Origin of the sequence: Rubinisphaera italica (genome assembly GCF_007859715.1) — a bacterium.
GTDB classification, from domain to species: domain Bacteria; phylum Planctomycetota; class Planctomycetia; order Planctomycetales; family Planctomycetaceae; genus Rubinisphaera; species Rubinisphaera italica.
Map to the genome: position 1 here is coordinate 2,118,133 of NZ_SJPG01000001.1, position 20,895 is coordinate 2,139,027.

The window sequence follows — 20,895 nt, forward strand, 5'->3', positions numbered from 1 at the left end:
GCATTGCCAAAATGAATGGATCGCGTACTGCCTGAGCAAATTCAATGTGTTAAGGCCATCATCGCACATCCCATCTGGTCGGGCTGAGTTCTCACCATCGTTTAATGCGTTAGACTCTAGCAAGTTTCGACGGGTTGTGATCAATATATTTAACTTTGAGGGAAATCACCGATGAAGTATTTCTGCGTTCTGTTGTCGCTGTTGGCACTGTGCCACTCTTTGCCTGCTGATGAACCGGTTCATGAACGAATCGAGTGGATCGATATTTGGGTCACGGATGCTGACAAAGACGATCTTCCCCGAGTTCTGCTCGTGGGGGACTCGATCACCAGAGGGTACTTCGGCGCTGTCGAAAAACAACTCGCCGGCAAAGCCTATTGTGCCCGATTGACCACATCGAAATGTGTGTCTGATCCGACATTCAATGACGATCTCCTGTTGTTGCTCAAGCAGTACAAGTTCTCTGTCATTCATTTCAATAATGGCCTGCATGGCTGGGGTTATACCGAAGACCAATACCGGGATGGGCTTTCCCAAACCGTTGCTGCCCTGAAGGAGAATTCGGGCGGTGCTCAACTTATCTGGGCGACCACGACGCCCGTGCGTGAGAAGACTGACTTGCAATCCTTCGCGGAACAAACGGAGCGGGTCAAAGAGCGAAACAAGCTTGCAGCTGAAATTATGAAGAGGAATGGCGTTTCGACGAACAACCTGTTTGAACTGGTGGAAGACCATGCGGATTGGCAATCTACGGATGGAGTTCATTTCAACGCAAAGGGAAATGAAGCTCTGGCGAAACAAGTGACTCAAAGTGTATCGCAGCAATTGCGATTGGCGGAGTAACTGGAAGCAATGACGGAGAATCCATCCACGACAGGAATTCGACTTGGACTTTGCTGCATCTTTCTTGAGCAGCCGATCAAGTTCCGCAATACGACGGTCAAGTCAATCAGCGGCATGAATCGAGATGCGGCACTTGTCAAACTGTCGGGGCTGTGCCTGGCGAATGCCGAGGCGTTGCTGGCATCGCTTCAGTTTTGTGCCGAAAACGGTATCGGTTGCTTTCGGATCAACAGTCAAATCCTGCCTGTAAAAACGCACGTTGATTGCAGATATGATGAAAAAGTGATATCAGGCAAGCACAATCGAGATACTAAATACTTTCGTGAAACCATTGAAGCAGTGGGTGGGAAAGCCATTTTCAACTGAGAGGATGCGTTGTCCATCCTGCTGAGAAGCATGTTACAACAAAAGAGTGCACTCTTGTTTCAATTCTCTGCAATCTGAGTATTTGGATAAATCATGCAGTTAGAATTTAATGCACTAATAATGCATCGCTCAATAAGAAAGTGATATTAATGATGTTAAGAGTTCGACAATGGTCTCCTGTGATTATACTTTGTTTCTCGGTGATCTTTCTGGCCATAAACGCACATGCTGGCGAAACGCTGGATGCGGATGAGAACGTCAGTAAAGATCTCATTAATTTGTTACTCATTCCGACCAAATGGGACGCTGCACTGGCAGGTGATCAGGTCATGAACCACCTTGTCCGTGTATCTGCTCCCCAAGTGATGGGAGCTCATGATGCAGAGTTTGTGTGCGTGGGAGATCGAGCTTACATTGTCGAACACGACAATGATGTACAGCCCGGACACGGCGCTGGTGATAAGATGTATTGCGTTCTTTCCATCGTAAATCTGAAGACATTGGAAGTTGATAAAACGATCCCGATGGCGAAGTCCGAACAGGTCTTTGAGAACGTAACACTGCCTGCCGGCGCTTGCTTCGTACCGCGGATTCTCAAACTCAACGGGCAATTCCTGCGGTGCTATTTTGCCAGCGAAGATGGAGCCAATCGTGAGGCTCAGACCTGGTATCGAGACTTCGATCTCCGTAAGGAGACTTTTGAAAGCAGCATTCATAAAGCTAAGCTCAAGACTGCTGCTGGTGTGTTCGACATGCAGCCACGACACTTCTACGCAGACGCTGTAGCACAAGGATTTCAAAAACCGGCGAAAGCTTTCGGTCTGTACCTGTTCGATTCCTTTAAGCAGTTCGATGGCAAGACATATGTCGCCATCAACAATTGGCCAGGCAAACAGAATGCTCTCGCGTTAGTAAAGGACGATCGAATCACCTTCGAGGTCATTGGTCATTTCAATGAGCCCCAGTCTCAACAACTCAGCGAGGCTGCCGTAAACCGCCTTCCCGACGGAACGTGGATGGCGATCTGTCGAAACGATGTTGGCAACTACCATTTCACCACGAGTGTGGATGGCAGGAAATGGAGCGAGGGCGAGGAAATGCCGTTCGTTCAGAAGGGACTGAATTCCAAACCGACCTTCGATCGATTCGGTGACGTCTATTATCTCGGCTGGCAGGAAAACACACGCATTGATGGGTGCAACCGCAGCGTCTTTAATGTGGACGTCTCTCGCGATTGCCAAACGTGGGAACGCAAATATCGTTTTGAGACACCGGAGTCTTTTCAATACCCGACCTTCCACGAACATGACGGTGCAATCTGGCTTACGGTTTCACAAAGCGATCATAAAGGCTCTACGGATCGCATCATGTTCGGCAAACTGGAAGACGTTGGTGCCTTCGCCTCACAAAAAGGACTTACTCGAAAACCAATCCCCGTTTCACCGATGCCTCCGGCGATTATGAAGCTGGGTGTGAAACTCTTCACGGATCGCGATTACACGCTCCAGGAAATGCCCGACACGGTTGCAGATCGTCGTTTCTTTCGTACCAGTATTGAGCATACGGATGTGGTGGTCACTAAACCGGGCATGCTCTACGCCATAACTCCGACCACACGTCCCCGGGCGGCTAGTCAAGAGAAGGCACTGGTGGCAATGGGCTTCGCGAAGGTCGATGAACCAGAAACCCAATTTTTTCCCGGCGAGATCAACCGCGTCAGCCTCTATGAAAAGCATGTCCAAGTGGGTGAGCGATTCCGTTTTCCTAAATTCGTCTTTTTCGTAATGGGTGAGGGAACGGAGATCGAAGCTTATCTTCCAACTGCTCCCTAAGTAACAAATCGCCCTCCCAACAATTCAACCGATCGCTATAGATCATATCTATTCAAACTGAAATCTCTTGCAATTCAGATTTTAATGAACCATTGAAGATATTCGCACGTTAACTCCTGATCAATTGCCGTAGCGGTTTGTCGAAATTAATCGAAAGGAGCAGCACGTGCTTCGCGAATTTTCAAATCATCCAAAAACGGCCGTCATGTACGCGCGAGTTTCCTCGGAGGAGCAGGAAAAGAAGGCTTCTCCATCCCTGCTCAGCAAAAACTATTGCGTAAGTATGCCGGTGAGAATGGGATAGCGATCGTCGAGGAATACATTGATGTTGAAACGGCCAAAGCTGCTGGCCGAACCGGATTCAACGACATGGTCGAGTTCTTCGAGAAGCAAGCCAAAATCAAAGACGATGACCGCCGCTGCAATACTATCCTGGTCGAAAAGACCGATCGACTCTATCGCAACTTGAAGGACTATGTGACGCTCGACGAACTGGGTGTCATTATTCACTTCGTTAAAGAGAATTTTGTCCTTTCTCCCGACTCGCACACATCTGAGCTATTCATGCACGGGATCAAAGTGCTGATGGCTCGCCAGTACGTCGACAACCTCAGTGAGGAAGTCAAAAAAGGAATGCTGGAGAAGGCTGAGCAGGGAATCTGGCCGAGCAAAGCACCGTTGGGCTACCTGAATGTCGAAGGCCCAAACAAAAAGTAAGTGGTCATTCCTGATCCTGAAACCGGGCCGATCGTGAAGCGGATGTTCGAGCGATACGTGGCTGGCAACGTCTCGCTTGAAGAAGTTAGCCTCTTGGCAATGGAGGAAAGGCTGCCACTGAAGCGCGAAGGTAACTTCCGGGCGGTCGTCCAGTACATGTTCAAGAATTCATTCTACTACGGGGATTTCCTGTTCAAGAAGTAGTTGTACAAGGGAATCCACGAGGGCTTGGTGAGTCGTAAATGCTGGGACAAGGTTCAGGAGGTCCGAGCAACACGTCGAACCAACAAACTCAGAAAGCCCAAGAAACGAGAAGCATTTGCTTTCGCCAGGCTGATCAGCTGCGGTCACTGCGGCTGTTCCATGGTCGGTGAGCTGAAGAAGAAGGTATGAATCACTATCGACGCGTTCGGGATGAGATTCGCGAGTTTGTCAGCACTCGGCTGTCCGGACTGCTTTCCCCGACTCATGAAGCCAACGAATTACCCCGGCTCATTTGCATTCCATCTTTGAAGTGGACAGGGACTTGTAACTTTTGCATGACTGGCCCTTTTTATATCTACGTTGACTACTCCAGCAAATCCGCTATTTGCTCGTCAGAGTACTTGAACGCTTTGAAGATAGGAGCAGGACCATTGTAGCGAACGACGACATCCCCATCAGACGCAACCTCCCAGATGCAGCGGCGAATGTTGGCGAGCATGGCGAGTTTCTACACCGAGCAGCAATCCCTGGATGTCAAAGAAGGACTCGAACGTCGAGTAGCGAGTGGTTTATTTCCAACAAGGCCACCCTACGGATACAGCAATGTCCGCATCGATGGCCGCAGCATCATTGAGCTTCATCCCGAGAACGCCATCAAGATACGGCGTATCTTTGAGTTGTACGGTTACCACAACCACACTCTCGACATGTTGGTAGAAACACTCCGAAACGAAGGGATTGAGTGGCTCCCATCCGTGCCAAGATTTGGACGAAGCAAGCTCTACACCATTCTGAACGACCGTTCCTACATTGGTGACATCAAGTTCCGAGGCCAATGGTATCCTGGCACCCATACCCCGATCATCGAGCGGCGGCTCTGGGATCGTGTGCAGGCCCTCCTAGGCCACAAGGTCTACAAGCAGCATCAGATGACCTACGCCAGCGACCTGATCAAATGTGGTCACTGTGGTTCACCGATCACTGGCGAGCGGAAGACGAAGATGACCAAGAGCGGCGAGCGAGAGTACATGTACTATCGCTGCACCCAGTACCACAAAGGCGACCACCCTCGCATCCGGCTGACCGAGAAAGAACTTGATGCACAGATGCTTGAAATCTTCGACTCGCTTCGAGTTGAGGATGACGACTTCCGTGATCTCATCCGTGAAGAACTTCGGCAGGCGACGAATTGGGACGAGCGATCTTCAGCGACAAAAGCAAAGCAACTGCAAGAGGAGCTTGTGCAGGTACGGGACCAGCAGAACCGTCTGCTCAACTTGCGGATGCTCGAAGAGATCAACTCCGATACGTTCGCTTCGAAGAGCCAGGAACTGCGGGATCGAGAAGATCAGTTGAAGCTCGAAATCGACGTTGCTGATCGAGGCAGACACGAAATCATCGATATTGCGGTCAAAGCGTTTGAACTTTCGCAAAGCCTTCGAGAGAAGTGGCTTACGGCAGATTACTCTGCCAAATGTCGTCTGCTCGAAATCATATGTTTGAACTGGACTCTCGATGACGTAAGTCTAGTCCCCACAATGAGAAAGCCCTTTGACTTGTTGGCCAAAGGGCTTGTTTCGAAAAATAGTCGGGGCAACCAGACACGGTTAGAACTTTTCGGGGCTGAATTCGACGAATGGCCAGCCTCGATTATGCTGTCAATGCACGACATGACGTGACAGTTAACCGAAGTCCCAAATGATTCGAGCCCCATTTGGCTCCGGAAGGGATTTTGGAGCGGCTTACTCCATGTCGACGATCGCCTCTGCGAACGCCTTGCCGATCAGGGCCATGGTTTTGGCACAACCAAGATAGTGATAGCCGCCGTTGGAGGCGCCGCTTTCCCACATTGCCTCCTCCTTCGCGGAGATCAGCTTCGCGCGGTACTCCGCGACGTATTCCCTCTGTTGAGTGGGCGTCATGCTGCCATCTTCGTTGGCCGAGCCTTTGGCTTTATTCTTCAGCTGACGAGCCATGTTTCTGACTTCACCAAGTTTGGCCTCGATAGCCGCAAGGGGTTGGTCCCAATACAGCTCGGTACGAACGGCAGCGACGTTGCCCTTGAACTCTGGCAGACTGGCCGGAGCCGCCATTGCGTCGCGGAAGTTCTGATGCGTAACCTTATATCGCGGACTGTAGTCCTCGCCGATCGGCCCTCCGACGCCCAGTACGCCGATGACGAACGGCATCTTCGGAGCAGCCAGGTCCTTGCGGACGTCGCGGATGAAGTCGGCCATCCACTCGCTGTACTTCGGATAACCGACGCCCGCCTTGCCACGTTCGGGATACGTGCCGCTGTCGACCATGTCGTTCCAGCCCTGGAACCAGACGAATCCAGCGATCTTATAGCCCGTATTGGCGTCGTAATCGGGCATGACGCGCTTCGGATTCGCAAGCACATTCTTGACGTGATCGATCATCAGTCGGTAGTACCGGCCCGAGGCTTTCTCCTTGTCGGCTTTAATCTGCTCAATGTCCTTGCCCTGTCTCCTGAAATTCTCCAACTGGTTCTCGTTAAACCCGTAGGTCCCAGCGCTGGGTGGGCGGAAGTCAGTGTTCAGCGACTTGCCACCCCATGCAGTCTTGATGATCAGGATCGGACCGTCGTAAGCCTTCTCCATCGTTAAGCCGAAGGTAAATTCTGGGCCGATCTTGCCGCCATCTTCGGCCGGGTTACTTCGCGATCCGTAACCAGCCGTGAGCTTACCGAATCCCTCACCCAGCAGTCCGCGATCCGGCGATCCAGTCAGATAGGAAATCCACACTCGTTTGCAAACTCGAGGTTTGCCATCCGGTCCGCGCATCTCCTTGAGCAAAGGCGCTGTTGCCGGATCTTCGCCGATATAGTCAAACGTCTCGACTTTGGCCTGTCCCTCCATGTTTGACTGTCCGGCCAAGATGTAGACCTTGACCGGTTTATCGGCACCTCTCGCATCGCTGCTGAAGAGAGCCGCAATGGCAGCAATCAGGATTGTCGTATTTCTCATCATCTATATTCCTTTATTGGGATTCATCGAGCGTTTCTCTGGGATTTAGTCGGGGTATCGAAACTCGCCAAGAGTTTTGGCCACGTTCGAAGTACCAAAAGTCTTGGCGACGTCTTGGCGACTTTCGCTACATATGTTTGCAATGTCGGGGTCTACTCCGGAATTATGGGCCAGTTCTTTCGTCCGTGGTATTCCCATGCATCCCAGGGAGACTCACCGGACGTCTCGCGCGGGTCGCCGGTTTCCTCAAGGTGCTTGGTAAGTCGGGCGGACAGGTCTTTGAGAGTTGCCGCATACGCAGGGTCTGAATCGAGGTTGCGTTGTTGATACGGATCCTTGCGGCAGTCGTAAAGTTCCTGCCGGGCACGCTTCCCGAAAGCCAGATCAAACAGACGGGGATTCCCATCCCTCAGCTCAATCATGATGTCCTTAGTCGGCGAGGCGTCAATATCTCCGTAGTGCCCTTCGTTAGTCCGAATGCGGTAGGTACCCGCTGGCCAACGGTTTGGCGCGTAGTTGCGGATGTATAGGAATTTTTCTGTCCGGATCATTCTCGCGGGGTAACCCTTGCCGTCAATGCGGCACCAGGCATGCCGCTCCCGTCCCGTATAGACCGCATTGCGATCTGCTTCAACTTTTCCGGATTTCGTAGATGTCAGCAGCTTCAGCAGGCTGCGTCCCGTCATTTCCTCAGGTGGTGTCATGCCCGCCGCCTCCAGGAACGTCGGCGCGAGGTCGGTCAGATTCACAAAGTCATCGACCGTGCGCCCGCGCGGCACGCTCTTTGGCCAGCGAATGGCGAGCGGAATGCGCGATCCCAGGTCATAGAGGTTTGCCTTGGCACGTGGAAAAGGCATACCGTTGTCGCTGGTGATCACGATCAACGTATTATCCAGTTGCCCGGCTCGGTCGATCAGTTTCAACATCTCGCCGATCTGTTGATCGAAACGCTGAATCTCTAAAAAGTAGTCGCAGATGTCGCTGCGAACCTCCGGGGTGTCTAGAAAGACGTCGGGGACATTCACTTTTGACGGGGCCATGCCCGACTGTATTCCGCTGCCTTTTCGGTAGCCACGATGCGGGTCGCGACTGCCGAACCAGAAACACCACGGTTTGTCCTTGGGCGTCTTGCTAAAGAAGTCCTGAAACGTCTTGAAGAACCGTCCCGCTGGATTCGAACTGCGTCCGCCGGCTTGCACGCTTCCCGGTGCCCAGCCTTTATCGGAATACCCCACGAAGTAATCGGTCGCGGCCAGTAGGTCCGTATAAACCGGATGCTCAGCGGGTAGTGTTCCGAACAATTGCCCGCCTTGCCCCAGCCGCCAGATATCCTGACCAGTCAGAATTGCACTCCGCGACGGCGTACAGGACGGTGCAGCGCAATAGGCTTGAGTAAACAGAACACCCTCGCGGGCGACACGATCAAAAACGGGCGTCTTGATCACCGGTTCGCCGTATGCACTGGCGTGCGGGAAGGACTGATCGTCCGCGAGGCAAAGTAGAATATTTGGTTTCCCAGCGACAGCTTCCTGCGCGAACAGGAAAGCTGCCGAAAAGATCAAAGTCAGCAGACTGAGGTCTCTACCTGAGGCGCAGCAGGATCGTATGAGACGATGTTCCAAGTTGATGGACATGTATATCTGCTTTTGAGTTGTGTTTTGGCTTTGGAACATAGGAGCTATCAGACACTCACTTCGTGCGACACAATCGATTTATGATGGCTTCTCGCCGCTTTTGGACGAAGTCAGTGCTGACGACTTCGGTTTGTTTGGTTCAACGTCCCGTACGAGGGCGGGGCAGAACTGCTCTGCATACAGTGCGCTTGTCCTTTAAAGCGACAACCAAGTATGATAGCATACCTCCCAGCGTTCCTGACTCGCAATATTCCGATGGGCTGTTGCCGCGACGTCAAGTGATATGATCAAGACTATTGGAGTCGTTGCATGAAGATGGCAGCTTCTGGCTTTGTTTGTTTGCTCCTCTGCATGGTGGTTCCAGTTCGTGCCGCTGATGCAGATAAGCAGGCAGCAGCCAGCAAGAAGGGGTTCGACAAGGTTGTGAAGCCTTTTCTGAACGATTACTGCGAGTCGTGCCATGGTGAGAACGAACCCGAGGGCGATGTCAACTTGAGCCGATTGAGTTCTGGCTTCACTGATTCCAGGGACGCGGAGAAGTGGCCGAGGGTCCTGGCACAACTTGAACTGGGCACGATGCCGCCCGAAGAAGAGCCTCAGCCTTCTGACAAAGTGAACCAGGAAGTTGTTGGCTGGATCAAATCTGAGATCTCCCGATCGGGTCGCGGAGCTGCCTATCAACAAAAGATACAGATGCCTCACTACGGCAACTACGTCGACCACGAGAAGCTGTTCTCTGGCGAAATCCAGGAAGACGCTGGGTCTCCGGAGCGATTGTGGCGCAGGAGCCCAGAGCATTTTGATATCGCCAAGCGGACCTATTTCGGAGTTCACAAGAATCCGGCCCAAACCATCGGCGAAGTGGACAAGCTGAAGCAGCCTTTCAACAAAGGCAGCGCAGAAGGGGTCTCAGACTACGCATCCCTGTTCTATGCTGATTCGGCGACGTTCGACACTCTGTACCGGAACGCCGCGTTCGTCGTTGTTCGGACGCTGCTAATGGCTTTCATCGAGTACGACTACAAGTCGCGAGGAAAGACGCTCGGGGACTGGAAGGCTGATCGTGCCAAGGTGTTGCAATCCCAGCAGGAAGAAATTGAGCGGTACAAAAAGGAAGGCAAGACGACGCGATACATCAGTGCTGCTCATCGAGCACTCAATGCCAAATACAACCTACAGACGCCTGAGGTGTACCGGGACATTATCCTGGGCGAAGGCAATCCCAGGCGACTCAAATTATTTCTCGATTGTTTTCAAATCTCAATTCAGGAAACGGTTTCCCACACCGTAATTGACATGCATCGTCTGTAATTAGAAAGAACAATTATGAAGACTACGTTAGCGCTAATTGGAATATCGGCTGTGTTCGCAGGAGCATTCGCAACTACCTATCAACCTCCGAAAATGAAGATGACAACCGAGATTCCCGACGGCATTTCAACTCCTGACATACTAGAAACGCCGATTGGTACGCTGCGGTCTTCCGATGGTGTTCCGGATGCTGCAACAACTCAAGTGGTCTTTGATCAACTCGATTTCCAACGAGCGACACAAGCCTATCTATCAACGATCCAAATATCTTCAATGAATGCCATGCGAAGTGGCTTGCTTGGATTCGGGCCTGCGAATCGAACGGCTCTATTGTTTGAGGACCTGATGGACTCCAAAGCGTTGTGGCTTACGCCGAACACGGTCTCTGTGTACATGGCGTTATGGCTGGAACTGGGAGACGAACCGATGGTCATCGAGACGCCTCCAAATGTACTGGGGCTAATCGACGATGCATGGTTCAAATATGTCGCCGACTTTGGCAACGCGGGACCGGACAAAGGAATGGGCGGGAAGTTTCTGATTCTTCCTCCCGGCTATCAAGGAGACGTGCCCGAGGGATATCACGTTGCTAAAACTGAAACGCATGGCAACTGGGTCTTGTGGCGCGGCTTTCAAGAGGATGGCTCCACAAAACCTGCGGTTGACGCCACCAAAAAGCACTTCCGCGTGTACGCGCTTTCACAAAAGGACAATCCTCCAAAGATGTCTTTCGTGAATGTTTCGGGCAAGTTTCACAACACCATCCACCGGATGGATTACGGATATTGGGAAGAACTGAATGACGTGATCCAGCGTGAGCCGACCGATGCACTCGACCCTGAAATCCTCGGCTGGCTGGCAACCATCGGAATTCAAAAAGGGAAAGAGTTTAAGCCGGACGCCCGCATGAAAAAAATCCTGACCGATGCCGCAAATGTTGCCGCGATTACGGCGCGGGCTTTGACGGCTCGACCCCGGGATCAACGATTGTATGTCTATCCGGGCAAACGGGTCTGGACCAATCCGTTCATTCAAGGACGCTACGATTTCCTGCTTGATGGCGTGCGACTTATCGATTCGCGAATCTATATGCACTTCTACGCCACGGGAATCACGCCTGCGATGGCGATTAAGAATGTCGGCAAAGGATCACAGTATCTCATCGCATATCTGGACAAAGACGAAAACGCGTTGGATGGCAGCAAAACTTACAAGATTCACCTGCCGCCCAACGTGCCCGCAAAAGACTTCTGGTCGTTCACGATTTACGACACGCAAACGCGTTCCATGCTGCAAACCGACCAGCAGTTTCCCGGTTTGGACAACAATCAGAAAGGACTCGTGCAAAACAAGGACGGCTCCTACGACATTTACTTTGGCCCCAAGCCTCCAAAAGGGTTTGAAAACAATTGGATTCAATCGGTTCCAGGAAAAGGATGGCACACCATCTTTCGACTCTATGGCCCGTTGAAACCGTTCTACGACAAAACATGGAAGCCGAGCGATCCGGAACTTCTCAAATAGCAACCGCGCTAGTGCGAGAATCACTTCTTTCAGGACTTCATACAATGAGAACCAACTGTCAATTGCCGTTTGGCCTGATCGCATTAGCGGCATTTTGCTACTCATCAGCATCCGCACAGACGTCGCGGGACACCTATCTTGGAAAACTCAAATTTCAGGATCAGACAATCACGAAAAAAACGGCCGAATTGCTGCATGAGCAAATCGCATTGCAGCGTGCCACGCAATTGGTCACGTGGGCGATGCCCATGATGAACTTTGAAACGCTTTATCCGGCGATGCTAATAAATCAAAAGATGAGCGAGAAGGACGTCTTCTTCAGTTTGTGTGATGGCTACGACGGCGTTTATCCCTACATGACAGCCAACGTGACCACTCCCTACACAATCGCAATGTCGGATATGTCGAAGACGGGCCCGGTTGTCCTCGATCTTCCCGCTGGGGAAATCTACGGCGTCGTCAACAACGCCTGGATGCAGCCACTCAAAGAAATCGGTTCAGGCGAGCCGGAGACGCTGTTGTTGCTCGGCCCCGGTCAGAAAGCTCCGAAGAGTTTCAAGGGGGAGACCATTCAGTCCAACACCTTCCTTGTGCTTTACTTCTACAGGGCACTTGGCACGGGTGAAGAAGCAAAGAAACTCAGGACTGCGGTCCAAGCCTATAAACTCTCTGAGGCAAAGAAGCCACCCAAAACGAAGTTCATCAAATACGCCCCCAAACCGGGCGACAAGGTCATGATCAACACTCAACCTCGTGACTTCCGCTTCTGGAAACTTGTGAACGCCTACGTCCAGCGCGAACCAATGGCAGAACGTGACCGGTTCTTCTATGCTTGGCTCAAAGATCTGGGGATCGAAAAAGGCAAGCCGTTCAAGCCGACAGACAAGCAAAAAGAGACCATGCAAAAGGCTCTTGATGTTGGCATGGCGATGGCCCAGGCAATCTCGTTCAACAAAACGAAAGAGATGTTCGCCACTAGTCTTTACCGGGGTGACTCTGGATGGGAAGACGCGATGGCGGGCATGAATCCCAAAATTGACCTTAAGAACTACTCTCAATTTAACGAACGTGCGTCCTACGGTTTTGAAGCCACGACGACGTCGGCCGGAATGGTATCGCGCGTCCCAGGCAAGGGGTCAGCCTATTTGGGGAGTTACTACGATGCGGACGGCAACGCCTTGATGGGCGGGAAACACTACCAACTTCGGATCGAGCCGAATCCGCCTGCTGCCAATTTCTGGTCGGTGACAGTCTACGACATCAAGAATCGTCTCATTATCCGTAACAAAACGAAACGCTCGGACCGCTCATCCCGAACGAAAGGGCTGATCAAAAACAAAGACGGATCGGTTGATCTCTATTTTGGGCCAACCGCACCGAAAGGAAAAGAGCTCAACTGGATCCAGACCAACGAAGGCGAGTCGTTTTTCGTTTACCTTCGTCTCTACGGCCCGGAAGAAGCGTACTTCGATCAAACTTTCCCAATGAACAAAATTGAGAAAGTGAATTAGATGTGCCCAGACACGACTCCATCCATTCCAGAAAGTAACGAGATATGAAGGGTACCATACTTGCGATCGCTGTGCTCGGGTTAATAGCCGGGCCACATCTGACTCAAATTCCGAAATTGAAAATGGCGTCCGACGTCCCGCCGTCGATCACTGTTGCGGACAAGGTGGAAACATCGATTGGTACTCTCGAATTCTTCGACGGTGTTCCAAAAGAGAAGACTGTTACCAAACTCTACGACTTCATGGATCGCGGCCGAGCCGTGGAAGCCTTTTTGAGCTGTATTCCCGCGATGTCGATGGAACAGATTCGCGCCGGGCTAGCCGCAGCCGGTGCGGATGAATGTCATGAAATTGTCATCTTCGACAAGCTGATGGACTCGAAAAGTCTCTTCCTGACTGGGAATACTTCGACGATGTACGCGATGGGATTTCTCGACTTGAAGCGGGACGGACCCACAGTCATCGAATTGCCCCAAGGCATGCTGGGCATGATCAACGACAGGGCGTTCCTTTACGTGACTGACCTTGGAATGGCTGGTCCCGATAAGGGAAAAGGTGGCAAGTATTTGGTGCTTCCACCTGGCTTCAAGGGAGAGGTACCCGACGGATATTTTGTGGTCAAAACCAATACCTACGGACACTGGTTGTTCATGCGGGGGCTGCTCGACAAAGGCTTAAAGGCCGCTTCCGATAACATTCGCAACAACCTTAAGGTCTATCCGCTTTCAAGAGCGGCCTCTCCTAAAGACATGTCGTTCACCAACATTTCCGGCAAGACTGTCAATACTATTCTGCCCAACGATGTCAGCTTCTTTGAGAGAATTCACGCGTTGATTCAAATTGAGCCGGACAGCTTCCTGGGGCCGGAACGCAAAGGCCTGCTTGCGTCGATCGGCATCGAGAAGGGAAAGAAATTTCGCCCGAGCGATCGCATGAAGCAAATCCTCTCTGACGCTGCGGCGATTGCTAACGGAGCAGCTCGGGCGATCTCGATCTATCCGCGAAACCCAGGCCAGTTTGTCTATGGTCCAGACAGTCCTTGGTTGATGGCTTACGGCGACAAGGACACGACGTTCACTCGCAACGGTGCCCGCGTTCTTGATGCTCGCATCTTCTTCCACTTCGGCTACATCTGCGTCTCACCTGCAATGGCCGTGACGATCCCAGGAAAGGGCTCCGATTACGCAATGAATATGGTCGACTCAAACGATCAGGCATTGGACGGGGCGAAAACCTATAAGCTCACCGTCCCTCCCAATGTGCCTGCGAAAGACTTCTGGGCCGTCACCGTTTATGACACTCAGACACGGTCGCAGCTCCAAACCGATCAACAGTTTCCGACAGTTGGCAGTCAGTCCGACGGAATTCAGAAGAACGACGACGGATCATACGACATCTACTTCTCTCCAGAAGCACCAGAGGGCAAGAATGCGAACTGGCTGCAAACAGTCCCCAGCAAAAGTTGGTGGATTGTTTTCCGGATGTATGGACCCGAACAGGCTTGGATCGACAAGTCGTGGCGACCGAGCGAGATTGAGCTAGTCAATTAATTTCAGGGAAATGATGAATATGAAATTATCGAAACCAATTGCATTCCTCGCGATCGTCTTTGCATTTGCTGGTGTATCTTATGCCCAGGATGCCAATCTGTTCAAATCGAATGAACCAAAGCAAACGGCGATAGACTTCGTCCCGGCTCCCGCTGTCATCGAAACCAACTTTGGCACGTTGAAATTCGAAGGTGGTGCATTTCCTGATAAACAGTCGACACGAAAGCTCTACGACGAACTGGATTTGCAAAGGGCGACTCAGGCTTACATGGATTTCTTTCCTGCAATGTCGCTTTACACCATCGTGAAGTCGCAGACGCGTGATTTTGGTTTTAGGACTTCTTCAGACATTGGAGTCGAAGCGGACTTCATGAAGCCAAGCGAAAATTATCTAACAGGTAACGACATTACCGTCTACGCGTTCGCCTCGATTGATCTAAAAATCGACGGCCCGACCGTCGTGGAAATTCCGGCCGGAATGTACGGCAACGCGAACGATGCCGCGTTTAAATACTTGACGGACTTCGGAGCGACGGGACCAGACAAGGGCAAAGGCGGTAAATACCTTTTTCTTCCACCCGGTTACAAGGATGATGCACCTGAAGGATACTATGTCTTTCACTCACCCAGCTATCGGATCTGGGCAATGATGCGAGGATTCGGCGAGGTCGGTAACGGTGACCAGGCCGTCAAATGGTTTGAAGAAAGACTCAAGGTTTATCCACTGAGTGAACCAAACCGTCGAGGGAAGGCAGTGAATTGTTCAGGCAAGGGAGCCAATACACTTCCACCCGAAGATGGTTCCTACTTCAAACTGCTTAACGACATTATTCAACATGAACCCTCCGAATTATTCAGTAAGGAACTCCTGGGAGATCTCGCAACGATTGGGATTGAGAAAGGTAAACCGTTCGCACCAGACGATAGAATGCAAAAGATCTTTCACAAGGCAGCCCTGCAGGGCGTCGCCATGTCGCGGGCCATTACTTATGCATCTCGAGAACCGGAGATCAACTATTGGCCAGAAAGACATTGGGAGAAAATGTTCGTTCGCAACACCGAGTTTGTGTTTCGCGGTCATAACGATATCGACGCTCGGACATTGTGGCATTATCAGGCGATCTGTGTTTCGCCAAATCTGCTTTCAACCACCCCAGGGGTCGGAACAGCTTACTTGACCTGTTTCCGAGACAAACAGGCCAACTATCTGATCGGTGACAAGACCTATCGATTGCGAGTACCGGCAAACCCACCCGTGAAGCGTTTTTGGGCCGTGACCGCTTACGATCCAACCAGCCGCAGCCTGCTCAATTCGGGTGGTAACATCACAATTGGCAGCATGCGAGATCCAAAAGTCAATGACGATGGTTCAGTGGACGTTTACTTCGGTGCGGAATTACCCGCGGGAGTCAACAAAAAGAACTGGATTAAGACTGACCCCGAAAAAGGCTTCTTCGTCGTCTTTAGGTTTTACGGCCCACTCGAAGGTTATATCAACAAGACCTGGAAACTGAGCGACTTTGAATTGATCGATTGACCAGTTCGATGATCTGAGAGTTGGATTCGCACGTCAAAAGGAAACGGAATGAGCATCATAAAGAATGAGCCGGTTTACGAGTTCAAGGACAGCGATTACACGCACCCGCGTCACATCATCGTGTCCGGTACTAATGAAGAGATTGGCCACGATTTGGGCAATTTGGCCCGCGAGGAGTACGGTACCAAACTCTGCGTTTATGATGATCCGGTTTACGCAAAGGCCCGCCGAGAGTATCTGTCGCGGAACTGGCCCGAAATGTTGGAAAAATCGAAGGGAGTTCTCAAAGCCTACGGCCTAGATGAAGACGACGTCATCTTTGATGGCACGACACTGCCCTACGACTTCTACGACTCAACTAGAGGTGTCAGTCTCGGAGCCAACACCTGCTCCGCGGTCGTGCTTCCCTGCGAGAAGACCGATACCGGAGCGACTTTTGCCTCTCGCAACTTTGACCTCATGGCGATGGTGCTTTGGAGTGAACTCATCGGCAAAACCCCACCCGAAGGGGCACACAATTGCTGGGAGCGCGGCATCGTCCTGGAGACCCGGCCCGATCAAGGTTACAAGACAATTCAGGTTGGTGGACACGAGGTTCTCTCTCCATGGATTGACGGCATCAATGAGGAAGGACTCTATGTCACCGCGTTCCATGATCCGTGGGGCGTGGGAGGCGAAACATCTCCTTCGGGAGGCATGGACGTTTCCGGGATCACGATGATTCAATCATTTGGATACATCCTCTCGACGTGTGCGACGGTGGAAGAAGCGAAGCACTTGATTCTTAGAAACCACCTCACGCAGGTTCTGATCAATGCACACGTCTTGATCGCTGATCGCCAAGGGAATGCGACCGCTTTTGAAATTGATCAGAAAACCCAGGCTTATGTTTTTGTGGATCGCAAAGCGGGCGAACCATTCTTCATCACGAACCATCCGTTGCATCTCTTTCCGACTCCAGACACGTTTCCTGAAATCAACATGGAGGCTGAACACAATTCATTTACTCGCCAGGTTTTGCTGAACGATGCCTACGCAAGACTGAAGCCCCCCTTCAAACGTGAGGATGCCACAAGTTTGACCGATGCGATTCATTGCGCGTTCATTGACGACGAGAAGGCTGAAGCAGGGCCGAAAGAACGCACGCTGATCAATGTGAATGTTGACCTTTCCAAACCGGAGATCGATATCCGTTGGTATCTTGGCGATGTTGGTCCAGTGGCCGGAACGAATCACATCGAAGATCGAATGAGCAACTTCTACACATTTGGGTTTTGATTAGAGGTAGTTTCAAAACCATTTAATTAACGTGAACATGCAGGCGAGTTGAACGAAGCCGAAATAGAGGTGGTCATAGTGTTCGTAGCGGACCGTCAGTCTTCGATGATTGAACAACCAGCTGATGCTTCGTTCGACGCGGTAGCGTCGCTTCAATCGTCGGGCCGCGCGTCCGTCTTGCGTTGCAGGTTTCTTTCGGCTTCGTCGATGGTGACAGATCAACTCGATCTGTTGCAGGCCCAGTCGGTTGCGGAGCGGATCACTGTCGGCGGCCCGATCATACATCAGCCGTGCCGGTTTCCGATCGAGGGCTCGTTGATCGATGAGCGGTTCAATCAACTTGACTTCCGCCTTGTTGGCACTTGCGATGTCAACGGACAACGGGGTGCCCTGAGAATCCACCATCAACATGATTTTCGTTCCCTTGCCTTTCTTCGTGTTGCCGACCGATGCGCCCCCTTTTTAGCAGGAGCAAACGTCCCGTCGGCGATGGCTTCCTCCCAATCAATCTCGCGAAACTCGTCAAGTTGCCCCAACAAGCGAATCCACGCCTTGCGGAACACGCCCGACTCGGTCCATTCTTTGAGTCGTCGCCAACATGTTGCAGGACTGGGGTATCGTTCTGGTAAATCTTTCCATCGTGCGCCACTGACCAGTACCCATAACACGCCTTCCAAACATCGCCGAGCGGGCACCCGCGGGCGTCCTCCGGCGATGGTCATGACTGGCTCGGGAAAGAGGTCTTCGATCAGATTCCATTGCTCATCATTGAGATACGGCTTCGGAGTCGTCCTGGCCCCCGTTCGATTCCGACCCAAATTGGGCCACATCGGCAGGGTGATTAACATTTGAGTGTCTCCTTTCGGAGGCACTGGTATGCAATTCGCTTGCCAATCCGTTCACATTAATCAGAAGTTTTGAAACTACCTCTAGTGTGATGATCACCGAGACCAATAAGTACCGTCACCTCGGCGAAGATTCAGTACTTTGACCACAGTCAGCTCGACTCCGCAAGAGAATGGCTGGCATCCAATACTTAGAGAAATTGGAGGCATTTTACATGGAGCATATTTCCCTTAATCCTACGACGACAAAAGGAAGCGAACTCTCTTCAGATGAGCAATTCGGCAAGGCTCTAGACGAATCGCTGTTCTCTGCAGATAGCCTGGAAAAAGCGACGGCGATTCTGCGTGAAAACCCGAGTCTGGATTTGCACAGCCACCTCGGCGTCTGGGAGACGAGAGGAATTGACAAGGTTGGCATGCCACCTTCTGTCTACAAGGGTGACGCTCATCTCAAAGAGAATCTCGAAGGGATGATTGCCGGCATCAACAAGTGCGCCTACATATGCTTTACAGGCGACTTTCCGCTGATCAACTTTGCCAAGCCAGGACACTGCGGTAGCCCATGAAAAACGGACAGTGGCGGATTTGTGTTAGACGGCCGCTGCAGCCGCCTCGGTTTTCTCGACTCTTCGGTGATCGGCCGTTCGCTTGTGAAACTGGCATTCGAAGTCGTTGGGTGAGACGTATTCGAGCGTTTCATGCCGCCGACGTTCGTTGTAGAACATCTCGATGTAGTTGAACACGCTGGCACGAGTAGACTCCAGATCGGCATAGATCTGATGGTTGGTCCACTCGTACTTCAGGCTCCAGAAGAACCGTTCAGCGACTGCGTTGTCGTAGCAGTTGCCCGTCCTCGACATCGAACAAGTGATGCCGAGAGTTCGCAGTGTCCTCTGATACGAATCGCTTGTGTACTGGCAGCCGCGGTCGCTGTGATGCAACAGCTTTGAGCCGTCAGGACGTCGCTTCTCAATGGCATCCTTGAGAGCCGCCTGAACCAAGTCAGTGGCCAACGAGTGGCTCACAGACCAGCCCACGACCTTGCGGCTGAACAGGTCCACAACGGCAGCCAGGTAAACCCAGCCGGCTGCCGTGGCCAGGTAGGTTATGTCGGTCACCCACTTCTGGTTGGGAGCCGTTGCAGTGAACTCGCGATCGAGCACATTGGCAGCCGGCCGCTTCGACGGATCGACCTGAGTCGTTGTCGGACGGAACACTTTTCGGCCGGTTTTGCTGCGGATTCCCAGCTCTTTCATCGCTTTGGCGACCGTGTTTCGACAGGCCGTTTCGAGTTCATCGCGATGCTTGAGTTCCTCAGTGATCTTCCTTGAGCCGTAGATCTCGTCGGTTTCCTGATGGACTTGAGCAACGGCTTCGCGCACGCGCAGAGTCCGTTTGGCCCGCTCGCTCTGAGGCCGGTCCAGCGAGTCGTAGTAGCCTGATCGGCTCACCTTCAGCACTCGACACATCTCAGTGATGGAGAACTCAATCCGATGTTCAGCAATCCAGGCGTACTTCACAGCTGATCCTTCGCGAAGTACGCCGTCGCCTTTTCCAAAATGTCGCGCTCCATTTCGGCTCGCTTGAGTTCCTTGGTCAGCCGCTTGACCTCGGCCTTGAGCTGTTCGACGGATGCGTCCTCACCAATCGGCTCTGGCTTGGGAGCCAGCTTGTGATACCAGTTCCGGACAGTTTGCTCACACACGCCGACAGCCTTGGCCGCGCCACGGATGGAGTAGTCTTCATCCGTAATCAGGCGGATGACGTCCTGCTTGAACTCGTCGGTGTACACTCGACGCTTGGGGTCACCAGACGCTTCGGCCGGCGGCTGGAATGGGGCTTTGCTCATGAATCTCGAACTTTTCAAAGGGGCAAAAATTATCGCCCGCCACTGTCCGTTTTTCATGGGCTACCGCACACATGGATCGTGACTGGGAAAAAGGTGAGGCATGGCAGTTCTATCAGCATATGAAAGCCAACCTTGACGAATTACTCGAAATCATGCCCATGGAGGTTGCGAAACACTCCGGCGATATCGATCGCATTTACGAGTCCGGCAAAGTTGCGTTACTGCTGTCGACCGAGGGCGGCCATATGCTCGAAAACGATGTTTCGCGACTCGAAACGCTTTATGCCGATGGAGTGCGAAAATTCTGTCCGTTTCACTATGTCAAAAACAACTTGGGGGACAACGGACAAGATGAACCGCACTTTGGGGGGCTCACACCACTCGGTCGAGAGGCGATCGTCGAGGCAAGCCGGTTGGGAATGGTTATCGATTGTGCGCATGCATCATTCGAAAGTGCATACCAAATTGCGGAATTATCAACTGGACCAATCACCTTCAGCCATGGATTCATGAAGTACAACTCGAAGCGTTTTGGTTCCTATCTCTACGATTTCCCTCGATTCATGTCAAAAGACTACGCCTTTCTTATTGCGCAAACGGGAGGTGTCATCGGCACATGGGCAGTTGCACCGTTCGCCGGAAACGTTGGCAGTGCTGAAGCATTCGTAGAGGCGGTGATGAAGTTGGCAGATACCGTTGGAATCGATCATGTTGCGTGGGCGACCGACTATATCTCAGGTGGCATGCCAGCGTGGTTCCCAGACTTCACCGATCTCCCCAAGCTTTGTGCGATGCTGCTCGAAGGCGGATTCTCTGACCAGGATCTGGCCAAATTCATCGGCGGTAACGCGATCCGCGTTCACCAACAGATCACGGGGCAATAGTCGATCGACTTTCCGGCCAGAAT

The 20,895-nt window shown here is 52.0% G+C and carries 21 protein-coding genes; 14 read left to right on the forward strand and 7 right to left on the reverse strand.

What is annotated here, in order from left to right:
• Nucleotides 1–171: 171 nt before the first annotated feature.
• The 5 genes from Pan54_RS07935 (at nt 172) to Pan54_RS07955 (ending at nt 3,962) form a co-directional block, all read left to right on the forward strand.
• A complete protein-coding gene (locus Pan54_RS07935; protein WP_146502968.1) occupies nt 172–843 on the forward strand; it encodes an SGNH/GDSL hydrolase family protein in 672 nt (223 codons plus the stop codon).
• Between the two features lie 9 nt (nt 844–852).
• A complete protein-coding gene (locus tag Pan54_RS07940; RefSeq protein ID WP_146502969.1) occupies nt 853–1,209 on the forward strand; it encodes a hypothetical protein in 357 nt (118 codons plus the stop codon).
• A 149-nt stretch (nt 1,210–1,358) separates the two neighbouring features.
• Nucleotides 1,359–3,041 (forward strand): sialidase family protein, encoded by a 1,683-nt coding sequence (locus Pan54_RS07945; protein ID WP_207310083.1) that lies wholly within the window; start codon nt 1,359–1,361, stop codon nt 3,039–3,041.
• Nucleotides 3,042–3,293: 252 nt separating this feature from the next.
• Nucleotides 3,294–3,758, forward strand: a complete 465-nt coding sequence (locus Pan54_RS07950; RefSeq protein ID WP_261343198.1) for a recombinase family protein — start codon at nt 3,294–3,296, stop codon at nt 3,756–3,758.
• Entirely contained in the window at nt 3,759–3,962 is a 204-nt protein-coding gene (locus tag Pan54_RS07955; protein WP_146502971.1) for a recombinase family protein, read from the forward strand.
• Nucleotides 3,963–4,326: 364 nt separating this feature from the next.
• Here Pan54_RS07955 and Pan54_RS26550 read toward each other — a convergent pair whose 3' ends face one another.
• Nucleotides 4,327–4,461, reverse strand: a complete 135-nt coding sequence (locus tag Pan54_RS26550; protein ID WP_261343173.1) for a hypothetical protein — start codon at nt 4,459–4,461, stop codon at nt 4,327–4,329.
• Here Pan54_RS26550 and Pan54_RS07960 point away from each other — a divergent pair.
• On the forward strand, nt 4,460–5,641 hold the full coding sequence (locus Pan54_RS07960; protein ID WP_165441661.1) for a recombinase family protein: 1,182 nt from the start codon (nt 4,460–4,462) through the stop codon (nt 5,639–5,641). The genes Pan54_RS26550 and Pan54_RS07960 overlap by 2 nt on opposite strands.
• Nucleotides 5,642–5,704: 63 nt before the next feature.
• On the opposite strand, the gene Pan54_RS07965 is transcribed toward Pan54_RS07960, so the two are convergent.
• Nucleotides 5,705–6,952, reverse strand: coding sequence for a sialate O-acetylesterase (locus Pan54_RS07965; RefSeq protein WP_207310084.1), 1,248 nt, complete (start codon nt 6,950–6,952; stop codon nt 5,705–5,707).
• Between the two features lie 149 nt (nt 6,953–7,101).
• A complete protein-coding gene (locus Pan54_RS07970; protein ID WP_165441662.1) occupies nt 7,102–8,583 on the reverse strand; it encodes a sulfatase family protein in 1,482 nt (493 codons plus the stop codon).
• A gap of 309 nt (nt 8,584–8,892) precedes the next feature.
• On the opposite strand from Pan54_RS07970, the gene Pan54_RS07975 reads away from it, so the two are divergent.
• The 6 genes from Pan54_RS07975 to Pan54_RS08000 are packed head-to-tail and all read left to right on the forward strand — an operon-like array spanning nt 8,893 to nt 17,294.
• Nucleotides 8,893–9,894: a c-type cytochrome domain-containing protein gene (locus Pan54_RS07975; RefSeq protein ID WP_146502974.1), complete on the forward strand. Its 1,002-nt coding sequence runs from the start codon at nt 8,893–8,895 to the stop codon at nt 9,892–9,894.
• Nucleotides 9,895–9,909: 15 nt separating this feature from the next.
• Entirely contained in the window at nt 9,910–11,418 is a 1,509-nt protein-coding gene (locus tag Pan54_RS07980; protein ID WP_146502975.1) for a DUF1254 domain-containing protein, read from the forward strand.
• Nucleotides 11,419–11,462: 44 nt separating this feature from the next.
• Nucleotides 11,463–12,929, forward strand: coding sequence for a DUF1254 domain-containing protein (locus Pan54_RS07985; protein WP_165441663.1), 1,467 nt, complete (start codon nt 11,463–11,465; stop codon nt 12,927–12,929).
• Between the two features lie 44 nt (nt 12,930–12,973).
• Nucleotides 12,974–14,479, forward strand: coding sequence for a DUF1254 domain-containing protein (locus Pan54_RS07990; RefSeq protein WP_146502977.1), 1,506 nt, complete (start codon nt 12,974–12,976; stop codon nt 14,477–14,479).
• Between the two features lie 19 nt (nt 14,480–14,498).
• A complete protein-coding gene (locus tag Pan54_RS07995) occupies nt 14,499–16,016 on the forward strand; it encodes a DUF1254 domain-containing protein (RefSeq protein WP_165441664.1) in 1,518 nt (505 codons plus the stop codon).
• 48 nt (nt 16,017–16,064) lie between these two features.
• Nucleotides 16,065–17,294: a carcinine hydrolase/isopenicillin-N N-acyltransferase family protein gene (locus Pan54_RS08000; protein ID WP_146502979.1), complete on the forward strand. Its 1,230-nt coding sequence runs from the start codon at nt 16,065–16,067 to the stop codon at nt 17,292–17,294.
• Between the two features lie 12 nt (nt 17,295–17,306).
• Here the strand turns inward: Pan54_RS08000 and Pan54_RS08005 are convergent, their stop codons facing one another.
• Both Pan54_RS08005 and Pan54_RS08010 read right to left on the reverse strand, forming a co-directional pair.
• The gene (locus tag Pan54_RS08005) at nt 17,307–17,705 is read right to left on the reverse strand and encodes a transposase (RefSeq protein ID WP_146502980.1); all 399 of its coding nucleotides are present in this window, start codon (nt 17,703–17,705) and stop codon (nt 17,307–17,309) included.
• Nucleotides 17,699–18,142 (reverse strand): transposase, encoded by a 444-nt coding sequence (locus tag Pan54_RS08010; protein ID WP_146502981.1) that lies wholly within the window; start codon nt 18,140–18,142, stop codon nt 17,699–17,701. The genes Pan54_RS08005 and Pan54_RS08010 overlap by 7 nt, the downstream gene beginning before the upstream one ends.
• Nucleotides 18,143–18,354: 212 nt before the next feature.
• Between Pan54_RS08010 and Pan54_RS08015 the strand changes: the two genes are divergently transcribed.
• On the forward strand, nt 18,355–18,705 hold the full coding sequence (locus tag Pan54_RS08015) for a hypothetical protein (protein ID WP_146502982.1): 351 nt from the start codon (nt 18,355–18,357) through the stop codon (nt 18,703–18,705).
• Between the two features lie 24 nt (nt 18,706–18,729).
• Here the strand turns inward: Pan54_RS08015 and Pan54_RS08020 are convergent, their stop codons facing one another.
• Entirely contained in the window at nt 18,730–19,659 is a 930-nt protein-coding gene (locus Pan54_RS08020; RefSeq protein WP_165441665.1) for an IS3 family transposase, read from the reverse strand.
• Complete coding sequence (locus Pan54_RS08025; RefSeq protein ID WP_146502984.1) at nt 19,656–20,045, reverse strand: transposase; 390 nt, start codon at nt 20,043–20,045, stop codon at nt 19,656–19,658. The genes Pan54_RS08020 and Pan54_RS08025 overlap by 4 nt, the downstream gene beginning before the upstream one ends.
• Nucleotides 20,046–20,059: 14 nt before the next feature.
• On the opposite strand from Pan54_RS08025, the gene Pan54_RS08030 reads away from it, so the two are divergent.
• Complete coding sequence (locus Pan54_RS08030) at nt 20,060–20,872, forward strand: dipeptidase (RefSeq protein WP_146502985.1); 813 nt, start codon at nt 20,060–20,062, stop codon at nt 20,870–20,872.
• Nucleotides 20,873–20,895 lie beyond the last annotated feature (23 nt).

Bases quoted from the DNA above. Each gene is read 5' to 3' on its own strand.
- Pan54_RS07935 (WP_146502968.1), top strand. From the start codon at position 172: ATGAAGTATTTCTGCGTTCTGTTGTCGCTGTTGGCACTGTGCCACTCT.
- Pan54_RS07940 (WP_146502969.1), top strand. From the start codon at position 853: ATGACGGAGAATCCATCCACGACAGGAATTCGACTTGGACTTTGCTGC.
- Pan54_RS07945 (WP_207310083.1), top strand. From the start codon at position 1,359: ATGATGTTAAGAGTTCGACAATGGTCTCCTGTGATTATACTTTGTTTC.
- Pan54_RS07960 (WP_165441661.1), top strand. From the start codon at position 4,460: ATGGCGAGTTTCTACACCGAGCAGCAATCCCTGGATGTCAAAGAAGGA.
- Pan54_RS26550 (WP_261343173.1), bottom strand. From the start codon at position 4,461: ATGCTCGCCAACATTCGCCGCTGCATCTGGGAGGTTGCGTCTGATGGG.
- Pan54_RS07965 (WP_207310084.1), bottom strand. From the start codon at position 6,952: ATGATGAGAAATACGACAATCCTGATTGCTGCCATTGCGGCTCTCTTC.
- Pan54_RS07970 (WP_165441662.1), bottom strand. From the start codon at position 8,583: ATGTCCATCAACTTGGAACATCGTCTCATACGATCCTGCTGCGCCTCA.
- Pan54_RS07975 (WP_146502974.1), top strand. From the start codon at position 8,893: ATGAAGATGGCAGCTTCTGGCTTTGTTTGTTTGCTCCTCTGCATGGTG.
- Pan54_RS07980 (WP_146502975.1), top strand. From the start codon at position 9,910: ATGAAGACTACGTTAGCGCTAATTGGAATATCGGCTGTGTTCGCAGGA.
- Pan54_RS07985 (WP_165441663.1), top strand. From the start codon at position 11,463: ATGAGAACCAACTGTCAATTGCCGTTTGGCCTGATCGCATTAGCGGCA.
- Pan54_RS07990 (WP_146502977.1), top strand. From the start codon at position 12,974: ATGAAGGGTACCATACTTGCGATCGCTGTGCTCGGGTTAATAGCCGGG.
- Pan54_RS07995 (WP_165441664.1), top strand. From the start codon at position 14,499: ATGAAATTATCGAAACCAATTGCATTCCTCGCGATCGTCTTTGCATTT.
- Pan54_RS08000 (WP_146502979.1), top strand. From the start codon at position 16,065: ATGAGCATCATAAAGAATGAGCCGGTTTACGAGTTCAAGGACAGCGAT.
- Pan54_RS08005 (WP_146502980.1), bottom strand. From the start codon at position 17,705: ATGTTGATGGTGGATTCTCAGGGCACCCCGTTGTCCGTTGACATCGCA.
- Pan54_RS08010 (WP_146502981.1), bottom strand. From the start codon at position 18,142: ATGTTAATCACCCTGCCGATGTGGCCCAATTTGGGTCGGAATCGAACG.
- Pan54_RS08015 (WP_146502982.1), top strand. From the start codon at position 18,355: ATGGAGCATATTTCCCTTAATCCTACGACGACAAAAGGAAGCGAACTC.
- Pan54_RS08025 (WP_146502984.1), bottom strand. From the start codon at position 20,045: ATGAAAAACGGACAGTGGCGGGCGATAATTTTTGCCCCTTTGAAAAGT.
- Pan54_RS08030 (WP_146502985.1), top strand. From the start codon at position 20,060: ATGGATCGTGACTGGGAAAAAGGTGAGGCATGGCAGTTCTATCAGCAT.